Annotated in this window: 22 protein-coding genes, 5 pseudogenes and 1 riboswitch; all 27 genes and pseudogenes read left to right on the forward strand. The window is 39.4% G+C overall.

All coding sequences use genetic code 11. The features are described 5' to 3' along the window. The first annotated feature begins 18 nt into the window (after positions 1–18). The 27 genes and pseudogenes from JCM19034_RS24325 to JCM19034_RS19110 all read left to right on the forward strand — a co-directional run bounded on the left by JCM19034_RS24325 (position 19) and on the right by JCM19034_RS19110 (position 25,768). Positions 19–1,758: pseudogene (locus JCM19034_RS24325) on the forward strand (adenine deaminase C-terminal domain-containing protein). 56 nt (positions 1,759–1,814) lie between these two features. Next, on the forward strand, positions 1,815–1,979 hold the full coding sequence (locus tag JCM19034_RS23645; RefSeq protein ID WP_231687049.1) for a hypothetical protein: 165 nt from the start codon (positions 1,815–1,817) through the stop codon (positions 1,977–1,979). Between the two features lie 112 nt (positions 1,980–2,091). Next, the gene (locus tag JCM19034_RS19000; protein WP_062052273.1) at positions 2,092–2,853 is read left to right on the forward strand and encodes a DUF3048 domain-containing protein; all 762 of its coding nucleotides are present in this window, start codon (positions 2,092–2,094) and stop codon (positions 2,851–2,853) included. A 30-nt stretch (positions 2,854–2,883) separates the two neighbouring features. Beyond that, the gene (locus tag JCM19034_RS19005; protein ID WP_062052275.1) at positions 2,884–3,195 is read left to right on the forward strand and encodes a YerC/YecD family TrpR-related protein; all 312 of its coding nucleotides are present in this window, start codon (positions 2,884–2,886) and stop codon (positions 3,193–3,195) included. Positions 3,196–3,409: 214 nt separating this feature from the next. Further along, positions 3,410–5,148 (forward strand): annotated as a pseudogene (ade, locus tag JCM19034_RS19010) (adenine deaminase). 169 nt (positions 5,149–5,317) lie between these two features. Then, positions 5,318–5,495, forward strand: a riboswitch (cobalamin riboswitch). 201 nt (positions 5,496–5,696) lie between these two features. After that, positions 5,697–7,879, forward strand: a pseudogene (locus JCM19034_RS19015) (ribonucleoside-diphosphate reductase subunit alpha). Positions 7,880–7,896: 17 nt separating this feature from the next. Next, positions 7,897–8,940, forward strand: a complete 1,044-nt coding sequence (locus tag JCM19034_RS19020; RefSeq protein ID WP_062052277.1) for a ribonucleotide-diphosphate reductase subunit beta — start codon at positions 7,897–7,899, stop codon at positions 8,938–8,940. 184 nt (positions 8,941–9,124) lie between these two features. Continuing rightward, the gene (locus JCM19034_RS19025) at positions 9,125–9,448 is read left to right on the forward strand and encodes a hypothetical protein (protein ID WP_062052279.1); all 324 of its coding nucleotides are present in this window, start codon (positions 9,125–9,127) and stop codon (positions 9,446–9,448) included. An 18-nt stretch (positions 9,449–9,466) separates the two neighbouring features. After that, a complete protein-coding gene (locus JCM19034_RS19030; RefSeq protein ID WP_062052281.1) occupies positions 9,467–9,913 on the forward strand; it encodes a DUF5412 family protein in 447 nt (148 codons plus the stop codon). 196 nt (positions 9,914–10,109) lie between these two features. Beyond that, positions 10,110–10,796, forward strand: a complete 687-nt coding sequence (locus JCM19034_RS19035; RefSeq protein ID WP_062052312.1) for a heptaprenylglyceryl phosphate synthase — start codon at positions 10,110–10,112, stop codon at positions 10,794–10,796. Between the two features lie 152 nt (positions 10,797–10,948). After that, a pseudogene (locus JCM19034_RS25380) lies at positions 10,949–11,626 on the forward strand (UvrD-helicase domain-containing protein); the annotation flags it as partial. Between the two features lie 75 nt (positions 11,627–11,701). Beyond that, positions 11,702–13,078: a 3'-5' exonuclease gene (locus JCM19034_RS25385; protein ID WP_370622245.1), complete on the forward strand. Its 1,377-nt coding sequence runs from the start codon at positions 11,702–11,704 to the stop codon at positions 13,076–13,078. A gap of 14 nt (positions 13,079–13,092) precedes the next feature. Next, positions 13,093–15,102, forward strand: a complete 2,010-nt coding sequence (gene ligA, locus JCM19034_RS19045; protein ID WP_062052283.1) for an NAD-dependent DNA ligase LigA — start codon at positions 13,093–13,095, stop codon at positions 15,100–15,102. A 24-nt stretch (positions 15,103–15,126) separates the two neighbouring features. Then, positions 15,127–15,561: a CamS family sex pheromone protein gene (locus tag JCM19034_RS24330; RefSeq protein ID WP_269431733.1), complete on the forward strand. Its 435-nt coding sequence runs from the start codon at positions 15,127–15,129 to the stop codon at positions 15,559–15,561. 25 nt (positions 15,562–15,586) lie between these two features. Further along, positions 15,587–16,309: a CamS family sex pheromone protein gene (locus JCM19034_RS19050; RefSeq protein WP_269431734.1), complete on the forward strand. Its 723-nt coding sequence runs from the start codon at positions 15,587–15,589 to the stop codon at positions 16,307–16,309. Between the two features lie 140 nt (positions 16,310–16,449). After that, positions 16,450–17,565: a BMP family protein gene (locus JCM19034_RS19055; RefSeq protein ID WP_062052285.1), complete on the forward strand. Its 1,116-nt coding sequence runs from the start codon at positions 16,450–16,452 to the stop codon at positions 17,563–17,565. Between the two features lie 321 nt (positions 17,566–17,886). Then, positions 17,887–19,403: pseudogene (locus JCM19034_RS19060) on the forward strand (ABC transporter ATP-binding protein). Continuing rightward, positions 19,396–20,454: an ABC transporter permease gene (locus JCM19034_RS19065; RefSeq protein ID WP_062052294.1), complete on the forward strand. Its 1,059-nt coding sequence runs from the start codon at positions 19,396–19,398 to the stop codon at positions 20,452–20,454. The pseudogene JCM19034_RS19060 and the gene JCM19034_RS19065 overlap by 8 nt, the downstream one beginning before the upstream one ends. A gap of 9 nt (positions 20,455–20,463) precedes the next feature. Next, positions 20,464–21,417: an ABC transporter permease gene (locus tag JCM19034_RS19070; RefSeq protein ID WP_370622246.1), complete on the forward strand. Its 954-nt coding sequence runs from the start codon at positions 20,464–20,466 to the stop codon at positions 21,415–21,417. A gap of 335 nt (positions 21,418–21,752) precedes the next feature. Then, the gene (locus JCM19034_RS19075; RefSeq protein ID WP_062052298.1) at positions 21,753–22,115 is read left to right on the forward strand and encodes a hypothetical protein; all 363 of its coding nucleotides are present in this window, start codon (positions 21,753–21,755) and stop codon (positions 22,113–22,115) included. A 22-nt stretch (positions 22,116–22,137) separates the two neighbouring features. Continuing rightward, positions 22,138–22,440, forward strand: a complete 303-nt coding sequence (locus JCM19034_RS19080; protein WP_062052300.1) for a hypothetical protein — start codon at positions 22,138–22,140, stop codon at positions 22,438–22,440. Beyond that, positions 22,437–23,144 carry a DUF5081 family protein gene (locus tag JCM19034_RS19085; protein ID WP_062052302.1) on the forward strand — a complete coding sequence of 236 codons (708 nt, stop codon included), beginning with the start codon at positions 22,437–22,439 and terminating at the stop codon, positions 23,142–23,144. The genes JCM19034_RS19080 and JCM19034_RS19085 overlap by 4 nt, the downstream gene beginning before the upstream one ends. Continuing rightward, positions 23,145–23,471: a hypothetical protein gene (locus JCM19034_RS19090; protein ID WP_062052304.1), complete on the forward strand. Its 327-nt coding sequence runs from the start codon at positions 23,145–23,147 to the stop codon at positions 23,469–23,471. Positions 23,472–23,473: 2 nt separating this feature from the next. After that, complete coding sequence (locus tag JCM19034_RS19095; protein WP_062052306.1) at positions 23,474–24,166, forward strand: hypothetical protein; 693 nt, start codon at positions 23,474–23,476, stop codon at positions 24,164–24,166. Continuing rightward, entirely contained in the window at positions 24,157–25,029 is an 873-nt protein-coding gene (locus JCM19034_RS23650; RefSeq protein WP_062052308.1) for a hypothetical protein, read from the forward strand. Before JCM19034_RS19095 ends, JCM19034_RS23650 begins: the two co-directional genes overlap by 10 nt. Then, positions 24,987–25,277 carry an HNH endonuclease gene (locus tag JCM19034_RS23655; RefSeq protein WP_051988961.1) on the forward strand — a complete coding sequence of 97 codons (291 nt, stop codon included), beginning with the start codon at positions 24,987–24,989 and terminating at the stop codon, positions 25,275–25,277. The genes JCM19034_RS23650 and JCM19034_RS23655 overlap by 43 nt, the downstream gene beginning before the upstream one ends. A 5-nt stretch (positions 25,278–25,282) precedes the next feature. Then, on the forward strand, positions 25,283–25,768 hold the full coding sequence (locus JCM19034_RS19110) for a hypothetical protein (RefSeq protein WP_062052310.1): 486 nt from the start codon (positions 25,283–25,285) through the stop codon (positions 25,766–25,768). The last annotated feature ends 436 nt before the right edge of the window (positions 25,769–26,204 follow it).

A 26,204-nucleotide genomic window follows, 5' to 3' on the forward strand; every position in this document is an offset into this window, starting at 1 on the left:
ATGAAAGTAGTGATGACGATGCCAGAACGTTTATATCGATGGACGAAGAAACGAATGCGTCAACAGCTTGAAGTCGTGCGAGGTGAACGATCACCTTCACTTGTACTTAAGAATGCTACTTATTTAAATGTAGCAAGACGCAATTGGATCCAAGCTAACATTTGGATTTCTGATGATCGCATTGTATATGTTGGTGATGAGTTACCTACAATGGTTTACGATACAGAAGTTGTTGACTGCCAAAATGTTAAAGTTGTTCCTGGCTATATAGAGCATCATGCACACCCTTTTCAATTGTATAATCCCCATACGTTTGCAAAATATGCAGCGATGACGGGAACAACGACATTGCTTAACGATAATATGATTCTTTTTTTGCATCTTCAAAAAAAGAAAGCGCTTACCTTTATTGAGGAACTTGATGAATTACCCGTGTCTATGTATTGGTGGGCACGTTATGATGCACAAACAGAGTTATTAAATGATGACGCTTTTTCAAATTCAAAGATGAAGGAGTGGCTAGATCATCCACTTGTGATACAAGGTGGAGAACTAACGTCATGGCCAAAAGTGTTAGAAGGTGATGATGCGATTTTACATTGGATGCAGGAGACGACACATTTACGCAAAAGAATTGAAGGGCACTTACCTGGAGCATCAAAGAAAACATTGTCACAATTAGCCTTATTGGGCGTAACTTCTGATCATGAGGCAATGACTGGGGAGGAAGTACTTCGGCGTCTTGATTTAGGATATGTAACATCATTAAGCACTCATCGATTCGACCAGATTTGGCGAGAATTTTACAAGAAATGCAAGAGCTTGGTATTGAACGCTACGATCGCTGTTTAATGACAACGGATGGTTCACCTCCTTCATTTTATAAAGATGGATTAATGGATAAGCTAATTAAAATTGCGATTGATAACGGAGTTCAACCAATTGATGCCTATATGATGGCTAGCTATAATCCAGCAGTATATTATCAGCTTGACCATAAGCTTGGAATGATTGCACCTGGACGTATTGCACATCTAAATATTATTAAGGATGAGTCTCAGCCTACTCCTATATCCGTGATAGCAAAGGGTCAATGGGTACTAAAGGATCAAAAACCACTTATTTCATTTTGATCAATTTTCATGGGATAAATACGAAACTGAACCATTTAAAATGGATTGGGATTTAGAGGAAGATGAGCTGCATTTTTCAATGCCGATGGGTATTGAAATGGTAAACTCAGTTATTTTGAAGCCATATCGTATATCAGTTGAAGCCTCTCATGAATCGTTAAGTGTGAATCATGATGAAAGTTTCTTCGTGATGATTGACCGACATGGAAAGTGGCAAATTACAACAATGATAAAAGGATTTGCAACTCATGTAAAGGGTTTTGCTAGCTCTTTTACGGTGACAGGTGATATTATACTTATTGGTAAATGTATATCAGATATGGTTAAAGCATTCTATGCGTTAAAAGAGCAAGGTGGAGGCTTAACATTGGTCGAAGACGGATCAGTGATTGGTCGTATTCCGCTTGAAATTTTTGGAATGCTTTCAAGAAAGCCGATGGAAGAATTGATAGTTGAGGAAGAAGAATTTGTTAGCCAATTACGTGAGCGTGGCTACAAGCATGAGGATCCGATTTATAGCATGTTATTTTTCTCATCGACTCACTTACCGTATATTCGCGTTACCCAGCAAGGAATTTACGATGTGAAGAAGAAAACATTACTTTTTCCTGCCATAATGCGTTAAACTATATATGGCGAAATGCGTTATTAAGTTAAAGTGAAAAAAGGTTGTGCAAACGGATGAGAGTTATTAAGTTCATAACGTTACTATTGATTGGCGGGATGCTACTAACAGCATGTTCAGACCCTAAGGAAGCAATGCCCGCAGATAAAGAACAATTAGAGCAAGTAGAGCCAGTGGAAGAAGTCGAGTTAGAACCTGTACCTCTTTCTGCGTACCATTAACGGGTTTGACAGCAGAGAATGAAATTGAAAACCGTGTAATCGGAGTGACGGTCAATAATGACCCACATGCTCGTCCACAAACAGGCTCATCGAGGCTGATATTGTTTATGAGATGTTGGCTGAAGGCGATATTACACGCTTTGTCGCATTGTATCACAGTGCTCTTCCCGAGCGCGTAGGTCCTGTTCGTAGTTCGCGAGCGTATCATATTGACCTTTTAAAAGGGTATAATAGCATTTTTGTTACACACGGTTGGAGTCCAGAAGCAGAACAACGCTTGACCGTTAATCGAGAGCTTGATTATATAAGCGGTATGAAATACGATGGTTCTTTATTTCAACGATCATCGGATCGGGTCGCTCCTCATAATTCTTATATTACGGCTGAACATATCTTGCAAGGGATTGAGCAGGAAGGATATGAGCGCTCAGGAGCGTACCCGCAGTATGAATTTTTCCATTTAGATGAAGAGTATGATATATCAGGTGGAGATGCAGCACAAATTGTTATTCAGTATTCGAGTGGAAATCAAGTGAATTATCAATATGATCAAAATTTGCTGGCATACACTCGGGCAAATGGTGAATTACAAACGGTTGATTACGAAACGGGCGAGTTAAAGCTAATTAATAATCTATTTGTCGTGGAAACAGCCCACCAAGTGATCGATGAGCAAGGACGTCGAACAATTGATTTAACCTCTGGTGGACAAGCTCTTTTATTCCAGCAAGGAAAAGTACAATCAATTGAATGGGAAAATCATGATGGAATTATTAGACCAATCAAAGACGGGAACATTGTTCCTCTTGTACCTGGACAAACGTGGGTTAATGTCGTTCCAATGGGGATGGAACAAGATGTTCATTACGAATAGAAGCACTGAAGGCAGAAGGATGTGAGGACTATGCAAATTAATAAGCTAAGAGGAAAAGAACTTGACCAATTGTTTAAAGCAATCCTGTCATTGCAGGACCTTGAAGAATGCTATCAATTTTTTGATGATTTATGCACAATCAATGAAATTCAATCATTAGCTCAACGCCTCGAGGTTGCTCGTATGCTGCAAAATGGGTATACGTATCATAAAATTGAAACAGAAACGGGTGCGAGCACTGCAACAATTTCTCGTGTGAAGCGTTGTCTCAACTATGGCAACGACGGTTACAAAATGACACTAGACCGTGTAAAGGAAGAGGATGAAAAAACGGAAGCATAAAGTGGAAGAGAATTACAGGTGAATTCTACCTGTGATTTTTTTTGCGGAAGAATATAAATGAGAAGAGCTTTGCAAAGTCTTTTCCGATGATTTATTCATATGCTTGGTGTTATATTTTTAGAAAGCTATCGAAAACAATAAACTTTCTTTTAAAGACTATTTACGATACGATGTTGCTCAGGGAATATGATTGAGTTAAAAAGAGGTGTACGAAATGTGTGGAAAGATCGAAGCAAGGCTAAAGGCCGCTACAAAGGCTGAGAAAGCAGAAATCGTCATTAGAAATGGTAAGATTATTGACGTCTTTACATTGACGGTATATGAAGCGGATGTGGCGATTACAGACGGATTCATCGTTGGTATTGGTCAGTATGATGGGATTGAAGTGATCGATGCAATGGTGCGTACATCTCTCCAACATTTATTGACGGGCATGTACATATTGAATCGGCAATGGTTCCACCGGAGGAATTTACCCGTATTGTTGTTCCAAAAGGTGTGACCGCTGTTATGGCTGATCCTCATGAAATAGCCAACGTTGGTGGAATAGAAGCTGTTCGTTATATGATTGAGGCTGCTAAGGGACTTCCACTTGATGTGAAAATGATGGTCCCATCATCTGTTCCAGCAACCTCTTTTGAAAATAGTGGGGCAACACTTACAGCTAATGAAGTAGAGGAGTTATTTGAAGGAACTGAAGCGTATGGACTAGCGGAGGTGATGGACTATCCATCTGTCTTTTCCGCTAATGAGGAGATGCTCGCAAAAATTAAGGCTGCAAAGAAGCGCCATAAGCCAATTGACGGTCATGCAGCAGGATTAGATACGGTAGGGCTTAATGCGTACAGAGTAGCGGGAATTGGAAATGATCATGAAGCAGTAACAGCAAAAGAAGCGTTGGAACGAATTCGACGTGGGATGTATGTGTTAATGAGGGAAGGAACCGCAGCAAAGGATATTGAGGCACTCTTGCCAATATTGACACCATCTAATGCGAGAAGGTGTGTGTTTGCAACTGATGATAAGCATTTAGATGATTTAGTAGATGAAGGCAGTATTGATGCTTCTATCCGCAAGGCAATTCGTTTAGGTGTTGACCCGCTCCAAGCGATTCAAATGGCAAGCCTTAACGCAGCAGAGTGTTTTAGATTAGAGGATAAAGGAGCAATTGCACCAGGCTACGAAGCAAGCTTTCTCCTAATAGATGATTTACATTCATTATCGGTTCGTTCTGTATATGTAAAAGGAACATGTGTTGCCGAAAATGGGAAACTGATCAATCCGTTACGTGATTATGTGACACCACCGGCTTATTTACTAGATAGTGTCCAGCTCGATTTGAAAAAGGAATCGCTGCAATTAACGTTAGGTGACATACAAAAGGCAAACGTGATAGCTGTGAAGCCGGGGTCTATTGTAACGAAGGCATTAATTGAGGACGTCACGGTTAAAAATGGATTGTTTGTACCTTCAGTTGAACAAAATCAATTAAAACTAGTCGTAGCAGAAAGGCATCATAAGTTAGGTCATGTTGGAGTTGGGATTGTAAAAGGCTTCCCGATAGAAAATGGGGCGATCGTGGCCTCAGTAGCCCATGATTCTCATAATATCGTTGCCTGTGGTACAGATGATGAAAGTCTTTATAAGGCAATTACACATATTGCAAATAGCAAAGGGGGGATTGCGGTCGCCTCTGAAGGGAAGGTACTTGCTGATGTATCATTACCATTGGCAGGATTAATGTCACTTGAGTCATATTCATCTGTGTATGAATCATTACATACGCTAGAAAAAGCATTAGAGAATATTGGTTTTAAGCAAAAGTGGAACCCATTTCTAACATTATCATTTTTAGCATTACCTGTTATACCAGAGCTTAAATTAACCGATTTAGGGTTATTTGATGTCCGTTCATTTACTCATATTGATGTTGGGGTTAATGACGATAAATAATAGTGTCAGGATGACTAAGAAAAAAGCTTCATCTAACGAAACAGGCGTACTTGCTCATGTTCGGGAATTTTGACGAAAATGTTCAAAAAAATATGCTTGCAATAACATGTGGTATTCTGTACCATATACTATATATCGTAATGAGAAGAGTTCAAAACAACTATATATTGATTTTTTGCGGAATGACGGTGTATCATACTTAAAAAGGGAATCTGGTGTAAGTCCAGAGCTGCCCCCGCAACTGTAAGTGTGACGAAATGGAAGATCCACTGTGTACTTTTACATGGGAAGGGCCAGAGTAGAGTGAAGCACGAGTCAGGAGACCTGCCGTATATTCCAAAGTCAGCTATCTTCGGGGTGCAAGAAGTGGGACGGCAGTTTATACATACTATCGATGATCTTATGAATACATATGCCGTTTCGCGCCCTTTCTCAAATAGAAGAAAGGGCTCTTTTGCACCCGCAATGTTGTTTTGTTCCCTTTTAAGAAAAGGCGCACCGCGTTTTTCTTAATTTATATCGTGTCATTAAAGGGAGAGTGTCGTGTAATGAATCAAACACTTGATAAGAAATCAATTGAGGAAGCATTAGAAGCTGAATTCTCACAGTTGAACATTGAAAAATGGGTTCAAAAGTGGAAGGATACCGATACGTGGGATACACGTGCACTAAGTGCATTGAACGAGCTGGACATGGATCAACCAGAATGGACATATGTAGCAGCAAGATGTTACTTAAAAGGATTATATGAACAAGTACAGCAATCAAGGAAAATAGACAAAGAATATACTCAATTTCCTGCACTAATACAAGAATTAATTGAGCAAGGAATTTACGATGAACGCTTAAAAGCTTATTCGAATGACGAGCTGCAGCTTTTAGAAGAAGCGATGCAACCGAATGAGGACGAGCGATTTACGTATATCGGGATTAAAACGTTAGCTGACCGATATTTAGCTCGCCATTTTGATGGTACATTATTAGAGCTTCCACAAGAGAGATGGATGGTTATCTCTATGATGTTAATGGTTCATGAGCCTGTGGAAAAGCGAGTTGAACTTGTGAAGGAAAGCTATTGGGCATTGTCACATCTCTATATGACCGTTGCAACTCCTACACTTGCAAACGCAGGGAAAAAAGGTGGTCAGCTTTCGAGCTGTTTTATTGATACAGTAGAGGATGACTTACGTTCGATCTTTGATAGTTGTACAGATGCTGCGACTGTTAGTAAGAACGGCGGTGGCTTGGTGTTTACCTTGGTAAGATCCGTGCAAAAGGATCAAGCATTCGTGGATTTAAAGGTGTATCCTCAGGAGTTATCCCATGGATGAAGCAACTGAACAACGTGGCAGTAAGTGTGGATCAGTTAGGTCAACGACAAGGAGCGATTGCTGTTTATTTAGATGTATGGCATAAAGATATTTTTTCTTTTCTAGATGCGAAATTAAATAATGGTGATGAGCGTCAACGAACACACGATTTATTTACAGCTGTATCCGTACCGGATGTATTCATGGAGGCCGTTGATAACCGTGAAAGCTGGTATTTATTTGACCCACATGAAGTTAGAGAAGTAATGGGTTTCTCCTTAGAGGATCATTATGATGAAGAAAAGGGTGCAGGTTCGTTCCGTGAGCGTTATACACAATGTGTTAATCATCCCTCTTTATCAAGAGAAGAGGTTCCTGCAATTGAAATTATGAAACGCATTATGATCTCACAGCTTGAAACAGGAACACCTTATATGTTCTATCGTGATACAGCCAACCGTTTAAATCCTAACTCTCATAATGGTATGATATACGGATCGAATTTATGTACGGAAATTATGCAAAACATGAGTTCAACTGTTGTGACAGAAGAAACTCTTGAAGATGGTACGATTCAAATTACGAAAAAGCCAGGAGACTATGTCGTTTGTAACTTAAGTTCATTATCGATTGCCAACGTATTGAAAGATAATGTGTTAGATCGTGTTATTACGATTCAAATTCGTATGCTTGATAATGTCATTGATATTAATAAGCTTGATGTGAAGCAAGCAGAATTAACGAATAAAACGTACCGAGCAATTGGCGGAGGCACATATGGCTGGCACCATCATTTAGCACGTAATGGTATTAAGTGGGAATCAGAGGAAGCTGTTCAAGAAGTTGAACGTGTGTATGAAAAGATAAATTATGCCGCAATTAAGGCAAGTGTCGCATTAGCGAAAGAAAAGGGTGCGTATCCGAAATTTAAAGGGTCTGATTGGGATACAGGTGCTTATTTCGAAAAGCGTGACTATGGTACAGACGATTGGCACACGTTAAAGGCAGAAGTGAAAGAGCACGGCATTCGTAACGGTTATTTGTTAGCTGTAGCACCGAATGCGACAACAGCTCTTATTGCGGGCTCGACAGCATCGATTGACCCGATTTTCTCAAAGCTTTATATGGAAGAAAAGAAAAATTACCGTATTCCAGTTGTCGCACCAGAATTAAATTCAGAAACAACATGGCTTTATAAAGCAGCACATTTAATTGATCAAAAATGGAGTATCCGTCAAAACGGTCGAAGACAGCGTCACGTTGACCAAGGAATTTCCTTTAATATTTACGTACCGAACAACGTCCGAGCGAAAGAGTTACTTGAATTGCATTTGCTTGCATGGCAGGAAGGGTTAAAGACAACCTATTATGTTCGTTCAACTTCTTCAACGGTTGAAGATTGTGAGAGTTGTTCTAGCTAAAGAGAGGAGAGAGCAAAATGGCTAATGAAACAATGAAGCAGCGGAAATTATATGATATTCATGCCCCAAATGCATCAACAGGGATTATCAATGGTGAAAGTTCAAATGTATTAAACTGGGACGATGTCCGTTTCTCATGGGCGTATCCATTATATAAAAATATGCTAGCAAACTTTTGGACGCCTTTTGAGATCAATATGACGCATGATGCGAAGCAGTTCCCAACCTTAACAGATGATGAACAAGAGGCATTCAAGAAAATAATTGGCTTGCTTGCGTTTTTGGATAGTATTCAAACTGACTATACGTTACGCGTAGCAGATTATTTAACGGATTCCAGTATGGCTGCATTAATGAGTGTCTTATCATTCCAAGAAGTGGTGCATAATCAAAGCTACTCTTATGTCTTATCAAGTCTCGTGCCAAAGGCCGTACAAGATGAGATCTACGAATATTGGAAGAAGGATGAAGTATTAAGAGAGCGAAATGAATTTATCGTAGAAGGCTATGAAGAGTTTGTCAATAATCCGACAGCCGAATCATTGGCGAAATCGATCGTTTATGACGTCATATTAGAAGGTCTTAATTTCTACTCAGGCTTTGCCTTCTTCTACAATTTAGCACGTCATCAAAAAATGGTCTCAACGTCAACGATGATCAATTATATTAACCGCGATGAGCAGCTTCACGTTCACTTATTTACAAATATCTATAAAGAGCTGCTTAAGGAAAATCCTGAGCTTGATACGGATGAAATGAAGCAATTTGTTGAAGATGCTTTCAAAAAGGCAACAGAGCTTGAGATCAGTTGGTTCCGTTACATTATTGGTGATCGTCTTGAAGGAATTGATCCAGAAGAGATGGTATCTTATTTGAAATTCATTGCAAATAAACGTGTAAAGCAATTAGGATATGACCATATTTATCCGGAGCACCGTACAAACACGATGCGTTGGATAAAAGCATATGAAGACGTGAATATGGCTAAGAGTGATTTCTTTGAACAAAAGTCACGACAATATGCAAAAGTATCAAGTGATAATGGATTTGATGAGTTATAAAAATGAGAATAAGGAAGCCAGTAAGGTGAAACTAAGCCTTGTTGGCTTCTTCTTTTTATCTAGGATTGTACGTGAAAATGTTATATATATGTCTTACAATTGGATAGAATTAGCTGATATTTGATCATTTAAAATGTTATTGACATTGACATGTTGAAAGGCATAGTACAAGGGAGGGTTGATTATGGATCCTGATTCACTAATGGTTTTCATAATTATGTGGGGAGTACCAAGCATTATGGTTATTAGAGAATATGTAAAGATGGATTCAAATGATATAAAAGAAGGAAAGAGTGATCTTCTGTCACGACGGTTTATGTTAACAGGTGGCTTAGTTATGATAGGTGGTTTCCTAACCAATTTAGGTCTTATAACTACTAGTATAATAAAAGTATGTGTGATTGTTATCTTGATTATAGGTGGTATCTTTTCCATTTTAAATAAGTGGAAGCAAAGTAAAATTAAGAGTATCATTATTCTTATCATAAGTTTCAAAAATGGTGTCTGATAGTGAGAGGGTGATTTTTTGAAGAAAAGATATAAAGTCCTAATACTAATTTCAATTGTCCTACTATTGGTTATTGGGTATAAAAGATACTTCTTTACGTTTGATCATCTTGGTGAGGGAACCTATTACAACGAACCTATTGACTCTCCCGATGGACAATATACGGCTAACTCCTATTACAAGCATTGGGGCGGTGCAACTGGTGGGGCACACATATGGATAGAAATTATGAATAATGAAAATAATGAGGCCAAAACGATCTATTATAGTGATGGGAAAAGTAATTTTTCTTTAGAATGGAAAAATCATAATACTATCTACATAAGAAATGACGAAGGGCCAGAATATCCCGATTCTGATAGAAGTATGGAGTTAGAGGTTGGAAAAGAAATATATGATGAAAAAGGACGAGCTTGTAACAGTTGGATAATGAAAAGCGAATATGAAGTATGTTATCAAAACTAAGACTTTATCCTTCTTTTTTAAAGATTTCCCGTATGAGAAAGCCCATTCAGGTGTGTGGCACCAGGATGAGAGTGAGGGTTAGTTAAAGAAGTACCACTACGATGCTTAATAGAAACGTGTACGTTTTTCTAACGACAATGGTCTACTTCTTTGTTATAATTAAGGCTTAGATGTAGAAGAAACGGAGTTGAATGTTGTGCTTGAATATCAAGAGTGGCGTCATGTGTTTAAGCTCGATCCGAACAAGGAAATAACAGATGAGGCGTTAGAGAAGGTATGTGAATCAGGGACAGATGGAATCATGATTGGTGGCAGTGATGGTGTAACGTTAGATAATACGTTACACTTATTAGCACGTGTACGACGATATCCGATTTCTTGTGCACTAGAAGTTTCAAATTTAGAAGCCATTACGCCTGGCTTTGATTACTTTTTCATTCCATCGGTATTAAATAGTCCACATGTTAAGTGGATCACAGGCTATCACCATAAAGCCGTTAAGGAATATGGGGCAATTATGAATTGGGATGAGGTTGTCGTTGAAGGATATTGTGTTTTGAATAAGGATTCAAAAGTAGGTCAGCTAACGGAAGCAAAAGCACCTTTAGCAACAGAAGACGTTGTTGCGTATGCGCGATTAGCAGAGAACCTTTACCATATGCCGATATTTTATATTGAATATAGTGGTGTTTATGGTGATATTGAACTTGTTCGAGAAGTTGCACGTGTACTGAATAAGACGAAGCTCTTTTATGGCGGTGGGATTCGCTCGGTTGAGCAGGCAGAGGAGATGTCAAGTGCTGCTGATGTTGTCGTTATCGGGAATCTTATTTATGACGATTTAAATACAGCATTAAAAACCGTAAAAGCCGTAAAACAATGATTGATTAGATATAGAGAACAAGGTAAACTAGAAAATAAGAACATTTGTTTGGTGGTGGGAAAATGCAAGCAAACATAATTGAAAAAATGCTCGCTGGTTTAAACCCGGAACAAAGACAAGCTGTCACCCACACTGAAGGTCCTTTGCTTTTAATGGCTGGGGCTGGAAGTGGGAAGACCCGTGTGTTAACGCACCGGATTGCCTATTTGATACGGGAGAAGGCCGTTGCTCCTTGGAGTGTTTTAGCGATTACATTTACAAATAAAGCAGCACGAGAAATGAAAGAGCGTGTCGCTGGATTAGTAGGTCCAATTGCTGAAGACATATGGATGTCGACGTTCCATTCAATGTGTGTCCGTATATTGCGACGTGATATCGATCGCATTGGATATAATCGTAATTTTACGATTTTGGATTCAACAGATCAACTGTCAGTTATAAAGCAAATTTTAAAAAAAGCAAAACATCGATCCGAAGAAATTTGACGCCAGAAGCATTCTTGGGATGATTAGTAGTGCCAAAAATGAGTTGAAGAAGCCGGATCAGTACGCAGCTGTTGCGAAGGGCCCCTTTGAACAAACGGCTGCTGATGTTTATATTGATTATCAAAAGCAATTACAAAAAAATCATGCACTTGATTTTGATGACTTAATCATGAAAACCATTGAGCTTTTTAAGGTTGTACCAGAAGTACTTGAATTTTATCAACGGAAATTTCAATATATTCATGTCGATGAGTATCAGGACACGAACCGTGCACAATATGTATTAGTAAACCTACTCGCTGATCGCTATAAAACATCTGTGTTGTTGGGGATTCGGATCAATCGATCTATCGCTGGCGTGGGGCAGACATAGCTAATATCCTTTCTTTTGAGGAGGATTATCCCGATGCAACGGTCATTTTGCTAGAGCAAAATTATCGTTCTAGTAAAACGATTTTACAAGCAGCCAACCACGTCATTGAAAACAATCGAAATCGAAAGCCTAAGAAGCTATGGACAGATAATGAAGCGGGTCATAAGATTGGTTATTTTTCAGCTGATTCTGAGCAGTCTGAAGCAGAATTTGTCGTGAAAACGATTCGAGAGGCGATCACGGAAAAAGGCATTAAGGAGTCTGATATTGCGATCTTATACAGAACGAATGCCCAATCACGTGTGATTGAGGAATATTTCGTGAAGTCGAATATCGAGTACTCGATGGTTGGGGGAACGAAATTCTACGACCGAAAAGAGATTAAAGACGTCTTAGCTTATTTACGCTTAATTGCTAATCCTGATGATGATATTAGCCTACAACGTATTATTAATGTTCCGAAGCGTGGGATAGGAGCGACTACTGTTGATAAAGTAGCTGATTATGCAGTTAATCAAGGTCTGTCCTTATTTGCTGCATTACAGGAAGTGGAGCAGATTGGATTACCTGCACGTACTACTAATAAACTAAAGGATTTTGCTGAGCAAGTGGGGCACTGGGTCCAAATGCAAGAATATCTGTCCGTAACAGAGCTTGTTGAGGAATTGCTAGAGCGTACTGGCTATCGGGACATGTTAAAAAATGAACAAACCATTGAAGCCCAAAGCCGTTTAGAAAATATCGATGAATTTTTAACGGTGACAAACGAATTTGAAAAGCGTAATGATGATAAATCACTAATAAACTTTTTAACGGATCTCGCCTTAGTAGCTGATATTGATCAACTAGATGAGGATGAGGATGGAAAAACGAAGGAAGCAGTTACATTAATGACGTTGCATTCAGCTAAAGGATTAGAATTCCCACTAGTCTTTTTAATTGGAATGGAAGAAGGGGTATTTCCTCATAGCCGTTCATTATTTGAAGAGGATGAAATGGAAGAGGAGCGCAGACTTGCATATGTAGGGATTACACGAGCAGAAAAGCAGCTGTATTTGACAAATGCCCGAATCAGAACATTATACGGACGGACGAACACGAATCTTCCATCGCGTTTTATTCAAGAAATTCCAGAGCTTTGCCTTGAACCTCTTCATGAAATGAAAGAAGAGCCAGCCTGGCTGAGTACAGCGAAGCCAAGCAAAAGGATTTCTGAATCAAAACCAAGAGCTTCCGTTGCATCTACTGGCGGAGAACAGTTTGCTTGGAAGGTGGGAGATAAAGCTGAGCATCGAAAATGGGGCATTGGAACGGTGGTCAGTATTAAAGGGGAAAAGGATGCCCTCGAGCTTGATATTGCCTTTCCTAACCCAACTGGTGTGAAGCGATTATTTGCTAAGTTTGCACCGATAACGAAAATATAGAGAGGACGAAGAGCATGGAGCGACAGGATGCAAAAAAACGAGTTGAAGAGCTGCGGTCATTAGTAGAAGAGTACGGATATCATTATTATGTCCTTGATCGCCCACTCGTTTCTGATGCTGAATATGACCAATTATTTCAAGAGCTTGTTAAGCTTGAGGCTGAATTCCCTGAATTACGTACAGATGATTCTCCGACAGTACGTGTCGGTGGTGAAGTGCTTCCGTATTTTGAAAAGGTGGAGCATCGTATTCCAATGTTGAGCTTAGGTAATGCCTTTTCAGCCGACGATTTGTACGACTTTGACCGAAGGGTACGACAGTTGGTTGGTGATTCTGTCAGCTATACGTGTGAATTAAAAATAGATGGGTTAGCGGTTTCGTTACAATATGAGCAAGGTCGTTTCGTACGTGGAGCGACAAGAGGAGACGGAACGATTGGTGAGGATATTACCGAAAATTTAAAAACGATTCCTGCGATTCCATTACGCTTGAGAGAGCCGATTACGATTGAAGTTCGTGGGGAGGCTTATATGCCAAAACCATCGTTTGAGAAGCTAAATGAGGCGAAGGAGCAAGCAGGAGAAGAAAAGTTTGCGAACCCACGTAATGCAGCAGCAGGTTCATTGCGGCAGCTTGATCCGAAGCTGGCAGCAAAACGGAACTTATCGATGTTTACGTACGCGATCGGTTTAGTCGAAGGAAAGATATTTTCTACGCATAGTGAGGGTCTAGATTATTTAGGTGAGCTTGGCTTTCGTGTCAACCGTGAGAGCAGACGGTGTGAAACAATTGAAGAGGTTATTCGTTATACAGAGGAATGGGTAGAAAAACGAGCAGAGCTCCCTTATGAAATTGATGGTATTGTCATCAAAGTCGACCAATTAGACTTACAAGAGAAACTAGGCTTCACAGCGAAAAGTCCTCGCTGGGCAACGGCATTTAAATTTCCAGCGGAAGAGGTCGTCACGAAGCTCGAAGATATTGAACTTAGTGTCGGTCGCACAGGCGTCGTAACTCCGACAGCTCTTTTAACTCCTGTCACAGTTGCGGGTACAACTGTCAAACGTGCTTCCTTACACAATGAAGATTTAATTCGTGAGAAAGATTTAAAGCTCGGGGACTATGTTGTCATTAAAAAAGCGGGTGACATTATTCCAGAAGTCGTCAATGTCCTTCCGGAAAGACGAGATGGGACACAGAGAGATTTTTCAATGCCAACTCATTGTCCTGATTGTGGAAGTGAGCTTGTCCGCTTAGAAGGTGAAGTGGCACTCCGTTGTATTAACCCACAATGCCCTGCACAAATTAAGGAAGGTCTTATTCATTTTGTCTCGAGGAACGCGATGAATATTGATGGTCTAGGTGAGCGTATCATTGTTCAATTGTTTGATCATGATCTTGTTCGTGATGTTGCTGATCTGTATAAGCTAGAGCGTGATGCTTTATTGGCCCTAGAACGTATGGGGGAAAAGTCAGTTGATAATTTATTACAAGCGATCGAACAGTCAAAAGCAAATTCATTAGAGCGTCTATTATTCGGTCTAGGAATTCGCTTTGTTGGAGCAAAGGCAGCGAAAACATTAGCGATAGAATTTGGATCAATTGACCGATTAATTCAAGCAGAAGAGGAAGAGCTTGTAGCAGTGAATGAAATCGGTGAGAAGATGGCAGCGTCGATTCGCCGCTATTTCCAAAAGCCAGAGGTGCTCGCGTTAATTACTGAATTACAGCGCTTAGGCGTTAATACGAATTACAATGGGCCCAAACGGCAAGTGACAAATGTGGAAGAGGGCAATAGTCCTTTTGCCGGGAAAACAGTTGTATTAACAGGGAAGCTTGAGCAGTTAACACGAGAGGAAGCAAAAGATAGAATTGAGGCTCTTGGGGGCAAAGTAACAGGTAGCGTCAGTAAAAAAACGGATCTTGTTATAGCAGGTGAAGCTGCTGGTTCAAAAAGGAAGAAGGCAGAGCAACTTCAAATTGAAATATGGGATGAAGCAAAAATGCTAGAGAATTTGCAATAAATAGACAGGAGAGGGGGAGCGGTGGTGAGTAAGACGTTAAATTATGTAATTGTATTAGGGATCGCAGTTAGCTTATTGTCGGGGTGTTTTTCCATATTCCCTAATGATGATGAGGAAATCCCTGAAGAGGTAGATGAGCATCATGATGAGCAAGTTGTTGAAGTTGTTCCACAGCTAGTGACACCAGATAATTATTATCAAAGCGTCCTTTATGATGGTACGTATTTGCACGGTGAATCACGAGGTTTTGGGAACGCAGTTGTGTATAACCGTTTAGATTTAGATAAACTTGAATTAGGCTTACAGAGAATTGCACAAGATTATTTCGACCCAGATGACTATTACTTTCGAGAAGGTCAATTTATTAAACGTAATCAGTTAAATTCATGGCTAATGAGGTATGATGAAGACGATAACCCTTCAGGATTAAATCCTGCTTTAGGTGGGGAGATAACTTAAAAGAACAAGAGGAGAATAGCCACGTGTGTTATCGCATATTTTAGAGCATAACTATTTAGTTAGTAATTCAAATGGTCAATTTAACTTAGGTGGGATCGTAATTGGTTTATCGCTAAATAGTGTTTACAATTTCCGAGTTGAAACGGATGAGGGGCTTTACCACTTTTATGAAACGGAAATTCCCGATGATGTTATAGAGCGTGAAGGGCAAGAGTTAGCTGAGCGTGTGTTAGAACGTTTGCGTTCAGACAGCTTTGAGGATGGAGCGTTTAAAGATATTCCAATTGTTTTTGCTCTGTTCCAAGAAGAACCGAGAGACTCGGCCATTCCAGGAAGGTTTATTGCTACGACAAAAGCCGATCCTAATAGTGGTATTGACCGTTGGCAACGAATTAATGAAATGTATTATTTATTCCCTTCACGAGAGGTTTCCACGGATGTACGTAGTGAAGCTGACCAATTTCAACGCTTTAGCGATGATATTCAAGGATTCTTTGATACGTATGTCGGTGTTGTTGGTACGGGACGATATTTAGATAATCAAATTCAGGAGTTAACAATTGAAGTTCCGATACAATACCAAGGAAAAGCCGAAATCGTTGCTTTAACCCAATTTGCCGCTAGCCAAATTCAGAACCATTTCAATAATAGCTATAAGATTTCACTAGAAGTAACTTCAATCTCAGGTAATGTTGAGAGCGTCGTAATTGTCAATCCGAATGAGGAGCCAGTTATTCATATTTTCTAAGATAAGAGTGGAAAAGGTCACGTTCCTTTTCCACTCTTTCTTTTGCTTTAAAAGACACAAGCGTTGATAAATAACGTGTATATTCCTACCTCTATGCTCACATTCTAACTAAGAGATGAACTGTCAAGGGGGTTAAACATATGAATAAATGGATGAGAATACTTAGTATGACAGCTTTCAGTTGCTTGATCATAGCAGGCTGTGGAACAGCAGGAGATGAAACCGCAGAGGAAATACCAGGTGACGATATAGGTGAACAACAGCAAGAGGGAGCAGATTTCACTGTCGGGATGGTAACGGATGTTGGAGGTATTGATGATAAATCATTTAATCAATCCGCATGGGAAGGGCTAAAAGAGTTTGGGGAAGAGTATGGTTTAGAGCAAGGGGCGGGTTATCGCTACGTACAATCAGCTGATATCGCTGATTTCGAACCGAATATCCGAAATTTAGTTCGCGAAGGGACAAGCTTATCATGGGGAATCGGCTACTTAATGAATGATGCGATAGCGTCAGTTGCAAAACAAAATGAAGACGCTCAGTTAGCGATCGTCGATTCAGTTGTAACAGATGATGATGACAATATGATAAGCAATGTCGTAAACGTGACGTTTAAGGAGCATGAAGGGTCATTTCTAGTAGGTGTGGCAGCTGGATTACAATCAGAAACAGATCGTGTCGGATTTGTCGGTGGTGTTGAAAGTGAATTAATTAAAAAATTTGAAAACGGTTTTAAAGCTGGTGTGAAAGCTGTGAACCCTAATGCTGAGATATCTGTGCAATATGCTGAGAGCTTTAATGATGATACAGCTGGTGCTCAAATAGCTAATACGATGTATAGCCAAGGGGCAGACATTATTTACCACGCAGCTGGAGCAACTGGGTACGGAGTGTTTAATGAAGCGATTAACCGAGTAAGAAACGGAGAAAACGTTTGGGTAATTGGGGTTGACCGTGACCAACATGAAGAGGGAATTTATGAAGGGGATCAATCTGTAACACTCACTTCGATGGTTAAACGGGTTGACCGTGCCGTATATCTCGTTTCTGAACGTGCGATGAACGGTGACTTTCCTGGAGGAGAAGTACTTGAATACGGGTTAGATGATGAGGCGATTGGAATTGCACCGACAACGGACAATATGTCTGAAGAAGCTTTAGAAGGAATTGAAGAATATATTGAGGACATATTGGAGGGTGAAATAAACGTTCCTGAAACAGATGACGAGTATGAGGAGTATTTAGAGTCGCTTTAAAAAAACTATCTTCAGCTATTGATAGCAGCCGTCCGTTCTCAAATGTTTAGACGGACGGTTTTTTTAAGTCGTAACAAGGGAGATTTGATTCAGATTCAGCTGGTTTCACTCGTTAGAGATGGAAAATCTCGAGAAGTCCAGCGTAGGAGTGACTTACAAAAAGAATCAATAGTGTAAGCTTGGCAAAAACTCGTTCCCTGTTTGGTTGAAAGATCACCCACATTCAACCAATTTCAAACCCTTGAAAACGCATTTAAGAAAAGACGCTCCGCGTTTTTCTTTGAAGAGGAGGTCAACTACGTGGATGATTATGTGATTGAAATGAATGAGATTCGTAAAGAATTTCCAGGTATTGTGGCGAATGATAACATAACACTTCAAGTAAAAAAAAGGTGAAATTCATGCTCTTTTAGGGGAAAACGGTGCGGGAAAGTCTACGTTAATGAACGTTCTATTTGGCTTGTATCAGCCAGAGAAAGGTGAAATTCGTGTAAAAGGTGAACGCGTTTTAATAACAGACCCGAATGTAGCTGATCGTTTAGGGATAGGAATGGTCCATCAACATTTCATGCTAATTGAATCGTTTACTGTTACTGAAAATATTGTACTTGGTCACGAACCAAAAAAAGCGGGGCGGATTAACTTAGCACAAGCAGCTAAGGATGTGCAAGAGCTTTCAGATCGTTATCGTTTAAAGGTTGATCCATATGCTAAGGTTGAAACGATTTCAGTAGGGATGCAGCAGCGAGTAGAAATTTTAAAGACACTCTATCGTGGGACAGACATTTTAATTTTAGATGAACCAACTGCTGTTTTAACACCACAAGAAATCAATGAATTAATGGACATTTTAAAGATGCTAGTAAAAGAAGGAAAGTCAATCATTCTCATTACTCATAAACTTAAAGAAATTATGGCAATTTGTGACCGATGTACGGTCATTCGTAGAGGAAAAGGAATCGGAACAGTTAATGTAGACAACACGACTCCTAATGAACTAGCAGCAATGATGGTTGGCCGTGAAGTGAACTTTTCTGTTGAGAAAATGCCAGCAAAGCCAATGCGAACCGTTTTGTCAGTATCTAATATTACAGTACAAAATACGCGTGGTTTGAAGGTTGTTAACAATCTTTCATTAGAAGTAAATGCTGGTGAAATTATTGGACTAGCTGGTGTTGAGGGGAACGGTCAAAGTGAATTTATAGAGGCGATTACTGGATTGCGGAAGGTTGAATCGGGTTATATAACGTTAAATGAGCAAGACATTACAAATTTACCTGTACGAAAAATTACAGAATAGGCGTTGGTCATATTCCGGAGGACCGACATAAGCATGGACTCGTATTAGATTTTTCGATTGGAGAAAATATCGTCTTACAAACGTATTATCGAAAGCCATACTCAAAGCAAGGTGTGCTGCACTATGATGTTATTTATCAAAAAGCACGAGCACTTATAAAGGATTACGATGTAAGAACTCCAAGTGAGTATACACAGGCTCGTGCGTTATCAGGAGGAAATCAGCAGAAGGCGATCATTGCTCGTGAGGTCGATCGTTCTCCTGATTTACTAATAGCCGCTCAGCCTACACGAGGATTAGATGTAGGAGCGATTGAAGCTATTCATCGCCGTTTAATTAGCGAACGTGATAAAGGAAAAGCGGTTCTTTTAATGTCATTAGAGCTTGATGAAATATTAAATGTGAGTGATCGGATTGCTGTTATGTATGAAGGCAGATTGTTGATATAGTTGACGCTAAAAAAACGAATGAACGTGAGCTCGGATTTTTAATGGCTGGTGGTCGAAATAAGAAAGAGGAGGTAGTTAGTTATGATTAGATTGCTATCCTCTTCACGAATGTTATCGTTATCTGTTCCAATCATGGCTGTTTTATTAGGTCTTGTAATAGGAGCTCTCGTAATGGCTATTAGTGGCTATCATCCGCTCAATGGCTACCTAGCATTATTACGTGGAATATTTAGTGATTCTTATTATATCGGTGAAACAATTCGGTCAATGACACCGTTAATTTTAGCTGGGTTATCTGTTGCTTTTGCTTATCGAACAGGACTGTTTAATATCGGAGTGGAAGGCCAGCTTATTGTTGGATGGTTGGCATCTGTTTATGTCGGGCTAGCGTTTGAACTGCCTGTGATTATTCATTTGCCTTTAGCTATACTAGCTGGAGCATTGGCTGGGGCGTTGTGGGGATTCATACCAGGTTTTTTAAAAGCTCGTTATCACGTCCATGAAGTCATTGTAACGATCATGATGAATTACATTGCACTTTATACAGTGAATTACTTAATACGAAGCTTTTTAATCATCCCAGGCGAGCGAACAGACACGATCGCTCCTAGTGCTTCATTGGCATCGACCTTTTTAAAGGAGTTAACTGATTATTCACGTTTGCATTATGGGATTATCGTTGCGATTCTCATGTGTGTACTTATGTGGTTTATTTTATGGAGAACGACGAAAGGCTTCGAGCTAAGAGCGGTTGGATTTAATCATCATGCGTCACGCTATGCAGGGATGAACGTTCAAAGAAATATGACTTTGTCGATGGTGATTGCTGGAAGCTTTGCAGGAATTGCTGGTGCAATGGAAGGACTAGGCACATATGGTTATATGAATATTCTATCAGGCTTTACAGGTGTAGGCTTTGATGGAATAGCTGTTGCTTTATTAGGGGCTAATACAGCCATTGGTGTATTGTTGTCAGCATTATTATTTGGTGGATTACAAATTGGGGCATTAACGATGCAGTCACAGGCAGGAATTCCTGCTGAGCTAATTGATATTATCATAGCACTCATCATTTTCTTTGTTGCTTCTAGCTACATCATTCATTGGATTATTAACCGTGTAAAAAAGGAGGGGATTTAATTGGATATGATGCAAATATTAGCACTTATTATCCCAGCAGCCATTTATGCAGCTGCTCCGTTAATGCTAACGGCACTTGGTGGTTTATTTAGTGAACGCTCCGGTGTCGTAAATATCGGGCTTGAGGGCTTAATGGTGATCGGTGCTTTTACGGCGATTGTGATGACCTTGACGTTTGAGCAAATGGGAATAGGCGTTTTGTCGACATGGTTGGCCTTGTTGATTGCCGTCGTATTCGGTGCAGTCTTCTCCTTGTTTCATGCAGTTGCTTCAATCCATTTTAGAGCTGATCAAGTCGTCAGTGGCGTAGCTTTGAACTTTCTTGCTGTTGGCTTAAGTGTATTTCTCGTTCGACTTTTCTATCAAAAAGGACAAACGGATTTCATTCAAAATCGGTTGTACCGCTTCGATATTCCATGGCTAAGTGATGTTCCCATTATTGGCCCGCTGTTCTTTTCTAGAACGTACATGACGTCAATTATCGCGATCGCTCTCGTATTTCTCGTTCTTTATGTTGTTTACCATACTCCTTTTGGTTTACGATTGCGTTCAGTTGGAGAGCATCCGATGGCGGCCGATACGATGGGGATTCATGTGAATCGCATGCGATATATTGGCGTCATGCTAAGTGGGGCATTAGGCGGATTAGGCGGGGGAGTGTACGCTGTAACAATTTCAGGGAATTTTTCAGCGAATACGATTGTCGGACAAGGATTTATGTCATTAGCTGTATTGATTTTTGGTAAATGGCATCCACTAGGCGTACTAGGAGCGGCATTATTCTTCGGACTTGCACATGCACTTAGCATTACTGGTCAGCAAATACCACTGTTTGCTAATGTGCCCACCGTATTTTTGCATATTGCACCATATGTTTTGACAATCCTAGCTTTGGCAGGATTTGTTGGGCGTGCTGAAGCACCGAAGGCAGCGGGAAAGCCTTATATTAAGGGATCGAGATAACAGAGAATGATGTCACGAATTAATTTGTTGTGGCATCTTTTTTATTTTTACAAAAAATGGTCATTTTGTCCTTATTAATAAAACTGATTATTGAGATGAAGGAATTTTTTATAAATACAACTAAAAAGTCGTGATCAGATAGTTTGTGAAATGTTATGAATATACTAAAAAAAGTGTCAAAAGTAATATTTTACTTATTTTTAAGTTAAGAATTCGATTTGCTATTGATTTGTTAAAAAAAGGGCTTTAAGGTAATCTATTCTTGTGAAAAACTGTCTACTAATGGAAACAGAATCGCCGAATGTATTGAATGGTGTTTTCAAGGAGGATTAAAATTGGTCAATTGGTTTAATAATTTGCTGAGAACAGATACAGAAAAAAAACGAGACGATTATTTGAAGCTCTATGGGCGCTTACAGGATGCAAGAGACGAGCATGATCGCTTAGTGAGAGAAGTAGAGTCCTCGTATTCAAGCTATCGTAGCTCTGTCCCTTTTTTATCGCAATCGAATATTCCATCGAACGATTTCACTCCGGCTCGAAGACGCTTAAATGATGAACTTAATCGGTATATTAATGAAGAAAAAGGAAAACGTGCTGACCTTGTCTTTGCGATCAATCGAGCGTATGAACAATATTTATATTATCGTAATCTAGCGATAAGAGAGGAACAAGAAGCAGCTAATCAAAAACGTTGATCGAAAGTAGGAGGGAAAACCAATGTCAAATGATATGATCATTAGAGATCGTACATTACAAACAGCACAAACAGAGGCGAGAAACCTCGAGCGCTCGGTTAATCGGGCCTATTCAAAATGTGAAAAGCTCCATTCCTTTGTTCAATCAGCGAATTGGAAGGGGAGTGCACGTGATAGTTTTCTGAGCTATTTAGATATCATTCAACAATATCATGCGGAATTAAAAGAAGCAGCTTCGTTACAAACGAAAGCATTAAATAATATTGATCGCTATAAACGTGATTTTCTCCATCATGCTTCTGTTAAGGATGTGAAGCGGTTATGATGAGCACCAAAACTGATACAGATCTCTTTAGCGTTCCTGAACTTTATTTATTGGCATCAGCATTTGGTGGTAACGATCTTTTTGGTTTACCAGATAAAAAAATCTACCAATTAAAAGGAGAGGCTCCCTTTGAACAAGCCCATTATGCTTTAAAGGAGAAAGGAGTCTTAACAGAGGAAGGAAAGCTAACAAAAAGCGGAGCTGTTATGATTCAAACACTACAAGCCTATTACAATAGTAAAAAGTTTGTCCGTATTCATAATGCACTGTTTTCTTTTCAAGAAGAACGAAATGACGATGTGACGTTCCTACTCGAGGAAGAAGAACAATTAGCTTATAAACTAATGGTGATGGCAAAACCATTTCTATTAAAAATGCTATCAGAGAAGCTCCCCATAATTTTGAGAGAACCACATGAGAACGAAATTACTTTTCTAAAAGAAAGAGTATCAGATGAAGAACGGATTGAGCTTGAACGATATGAGCCTAATGATCAATTTATGAATCTAGAAATCTTTCATCTCGAAGAAGAACCACGTGATATAACAAATCCAAATTTTTATCAACAATGGCTTATTTTCACTAAGCAAGATCAGTTAATCATGGTCGATACTGTAACCAAAACATACTATTATGCAAGTCAATATTATTTTATGAAAGTATTATTTGATGCACTCGAATTCCCGTATAAGGAGGCTCAATAAATGACTCATTTTACCGCCCAAGGAAGGTCAGTTGGTATTACAGTTGATCCAGATGTGATCACAGCCATCTTCAAGGATCTATTAGATATCATTGCGGAGTTAGAAAGCGAGGCTCTTCCAGCAATTAAGGAGCTTGGTCGTCTTCGATTCTATCAATCGGGTCAAGCGATGGAGGCGATGGAGGTCTATCCAGAGGCTAATGAAAAGTTTCATGATCTCTTCGATAACTATTTGCGAGCGTCAACTCTCGTTATGGACGTATTAGTAACAATGGCTGAAACTGACCAAGCAATCGCAGAACAAATCTTAACAGCGTTGGGGGATTGATGATGGATGTAAAATATAAACAAGAAGAATGGGAGCAAATGAGAAGTGGACTAAGAGATCTAATCGGCTTAGGCAAAAGGGGCAAAGGGGCTATTGATGACTTAAAAGCTTTGTCAAAGGTCATGGATAACGTAGCCTCTGATATATCAAAATACGACAGAGATGGTGTGATCTCATTTACACATCGAAATCAGGAGAACAAATACGACGGGCTGTATGACGATTATCATTTATTAGAACGATTTTCCGGAAAGGTCGGTAAAATTGTCAATGAAACGATTGATGAACCATTTCATAAGGATATCGATCAGTTTGTTGAAAAAATGAGAGATGCTTCAATTTCTCGTTATACGACGCAAAACCGGATTGGTGCGACCGATACAATAACGACACGCTATAGAGGGTATGAGTATGAAACGGTCGTTGAAAAGAAGGAAATTGGATTAGAAGACCTTTTCACTGGAGATACGTTCTATGCAGAACAAATGAAGCTTGAGTATGAGCTATGGCAGGGCCAAGTTGAAGATGCAGACATTACATATGAAGACTACCAAATAGCAGCTGTAAATATGAACGCATTTGAGTATAAATCAATTCAGGATACGCAACTCACTAAAGAATTTTGGGTGAGCATTACGGCAACTGTAGTGATTATTGGGCTACCATTCTTTGTCCACCAGCAGGGTTGGCATTAGGAGTTGCTTATGGTACCTTAGAATTAAGAAATGCCGTTTCCGGAACGGATTTGATATCTGGACGAGAAATAGATACTGGGGAACGCCTCCTGCGAGGTGGCCTTGCTCCACTTGATATTATTCCAGGTGTCAGTGCGGTGAAACGATTTAGCACGATGACACGTGCAGTTAACGTAGGGAGCGACCTTGCTCAACTTGGAACGCGAAGCACTCTAACAACCCGCCTCACCTCAGCTACCCAACAACATATGAGTACAGCTCAACAGCAAATGCGTACGATTCAAGATATGGTAGCAACAGCCGGAAAGCAAGCGGAAGCCCGCCTACATAGTGCCGGACGTTTCCTAAAGGAACAAGGTGCAAATGCAGTCGTAAAGGTAGCTGATGATCTTAATGATGTGGCGAGGTTAGGAGATAAAGGTCTAACAGCGATGAAGAATGCTATCCCGCAAAATGGATTAGTCCTAGATGGAATGGGGACAACGGCGAGAATCCCAGCGGAGAACGCACACACCCTTGAAAATGCGACGAGTGGTCTAACGAATTGGATGAGGAGTAGTGTCGGGAAGGTTGATGGTGCGGGGAGTGGTTTAGGTTCTGGGGGTAAGGGTACTGTTAATAATAGGCAGATAGACTTTACAAGAGGTTTTGACGTAAATCCAAAATATAGTTCTTATGAACAAAGGGTAAAAACTACCCCAGTTAATAAAGGTGAATGGAGTAACAAACGGGCAGAATCGTTATTTATCTCCGATAAGACTGGTGAAATAAAAAATATCTTGATGAGGCTGGCGTTGATGGAGTTGAGTATAAAAACGGAATGCCAGACTTTTCTCCATTTTCTAAAGGTGAAATTAAATTAGAAAATATGACAAATGATAGAAAATCAAACTTTTCGACTGCTGATGAAGAATTGGCTAAAAAGTGGAGTACACCAGAACAAAAATGGACAGCAGAAGATATAGCTGATTGGAGAGAAGATAATAAATATACTTGGCATGAACTTAATGACTTGGAAACAATACAATTGGTGCCAAGTAAAATCAATAGCGTTTTTAAACATTTGGGTGGAGTTGGAGAATATAATATAAAAGTTAAGTTAGGAGAGTAATTAGGATGGCTATGATTAATGATGATTTATTTGGAAAGCTTGAATATATAAACAATTTTTGGAGAGGAAAAACAACTATTAAAATGTTTGATTTGGAAAAAGAAATAATTTTAAGTGTTGATGCACATGATAATGCAGATTTTTCAAATGTGCAGAGAGAAGCATTTATTAACTTTAATCAAGATATGAAAAACATAATACATGAGGCTGAAAAGCAAGTTTACGATTACTATATTGAGAACTATGAAGAGTATAGAGAGATGTTAGGTAATGAATCAGAGGCAGATAAATATGCACCAAAGATTGATTCTATCTCAGATTTAAAAAGAATAGTGAAGCCAGTTGAATTAATTGTAAGAAGAGTAAGAAAGAATGGAAAAAGAAGATTAGGTTTACTTTGTGATGTCTCTTGGGATATTGACAATGGGATGGGAATAAAAATTGAGGATGAAATGGTAGAAGAAGTAGGTTATCAAGATATTGTATTATAATTTACAGGATATTATTGATGTTAAAATTGCCCTTGGATGGTTATAAGTTCATCCGAGGTTTTTTCATAATTAATAGATGAAGATGATAAAAAAAGACTGTATGAAATTCATAACTCATGAAGGTTGTACCATCAAGGCATTATGTTTTAATACATGGGTTGTGAAAATTATACGATAATTAGGCGAGATGACATTTTACATGGCAGGGATAGTTATGACCGGGAATAGCTAACAAACTAACGAGAATGACAAAGCTCGTGGAGATAAACAATGGGTATCGTGAAAGAGTGTTCTTTTACTACCTTGGCGAATAAATTTTGGATTGTATTTTTATTTGAGACGGTCGTATAATACTCGCTATTCGTTAAAAAGCGTTACATAAATTTTAATTTTCGTAACGGGAGGGTGAAAAGTTGAACGTTGTTGGGTATATACA

The organism is Bacillus sp. JCM 19034 (assembly GCF_001310635.1).
Taxonomy (GTDB): Bacteria; Bacillota; Bacilli; order Bacillales; family Bacillaceae_D; genus Halalkalibacter.

What these genes read in the sequence shown, in the direction of transcription:
- JCM19034_RS23645 (WP_231687049.1), top strand. Translation starts at nt 1,815, where the DNA reads ATGAGAGTTATTAAGTTCATAACGTTACTATTGATTGGCGGGATGCTA.
- JCM19034_RS19000 (WP_062052273.1), top strand. Translation starts at nt 2,092, where the DNA reads ATGTTGGCTGAAGGCGATATTACACGCTTTGTCGCATTGTATCACAGT.
- JCM19034_RS19005 (WP_062052275.1), top strand. Translation starts at nt 2,884, where the DNA reads ATGCAAATTAATAAGCTAAGAGGAAAAGAACTTGACCAATTGTTTAAA.
- JCM19034_RS19020 (WP_062052277.1), top strand. Translation starts at nt 7,897, where the DNA reads ATGGCTAATGAAACAATGAAGCAGCGGAAATTATATGATATTCATGCC.
- JCM19034_RS19025 (WP_062052279.1), top strand. Translation starts at nt 9,125, where the DNA reads ATGGATCCTGATTCACTAATGGTTTTCATAATTATGTGGGGAGTACCA.
- ligA (WP_062052283.1), top strand. Translation starts at nt 13,093, where the DNA reads ATGGAGCGACAGGATGCAAAAAAACGAGTTGAAGAGCTGCGGTCATTA.
- JCM19034_RS19055 (WP_062052285.1), top strand. Translation starts at nt 16,450, where the DNA reads ATGAATAAATGGATGAGAATACTTAGTATGACAGCTTTCAGTTGCTTG.
- JCM19034_RS19065 (WP_062052294.1), top strand. Translation starts at nt 19,396, where the DNA reads ATGATTAGATTGCTATCCTCTTCACGAATGTTATCGTTATCTGTTCCA.
- JCM19034_RS19070 (WP_370622246.1), top strand. Translation starts at nt 20,464, where the DNA reads ATGCAAATATTAGCACTTATTATCCCAGCAGCCATTTATGCAGCTGCT.
- JCM19034_RS19080 (WP_062052300.1), top strand. Translation starts at nt 22,138, where the DNA reads ATGTCAAATGATATGATCATTAGAGATCGTACATTACAAACAGCACAA.
- JCM19034_RS19085 (WP_062052302.1), top strand. Translation starts at nt 22,437, where the DNA reads ATGATGAGCACCAAAACTGATACAGATCTCTTTAGCGTTCCTGAACTT.
- JCM19034_RS19090 (WP_062052304.1), top strand. Translation starts at nt 23,145, where the DNA reads ATGACTCATTTTACCGCCCAAGGAAGGTCAGTTGGTATTACAGTTGAT.
- JCM19034_RS19095 (WP_062052306.1), top strand. Translation starts at nt 23,474, where the DNA reads ATGGATGTAAAATATAAACAAGAAGAATGGGAGCAAATGAGAAGTGGA.
- JCM19034_RS23655 (WP_051988961.1), top strand. Translation starts at nt 24,987, where the DNA reads ATGCCAGACTTTTCTCCATTTTCTAAAGGTGAAATTAAATTAGAAAAT.
- JCM19034_RS19110 (WP_062052310.1), top strand. Translation starts at nt 25,283, where the DNA reads ATGGCTATGATTAATGATGATTTATTTGGAAAGCTTGAATATATAAAC.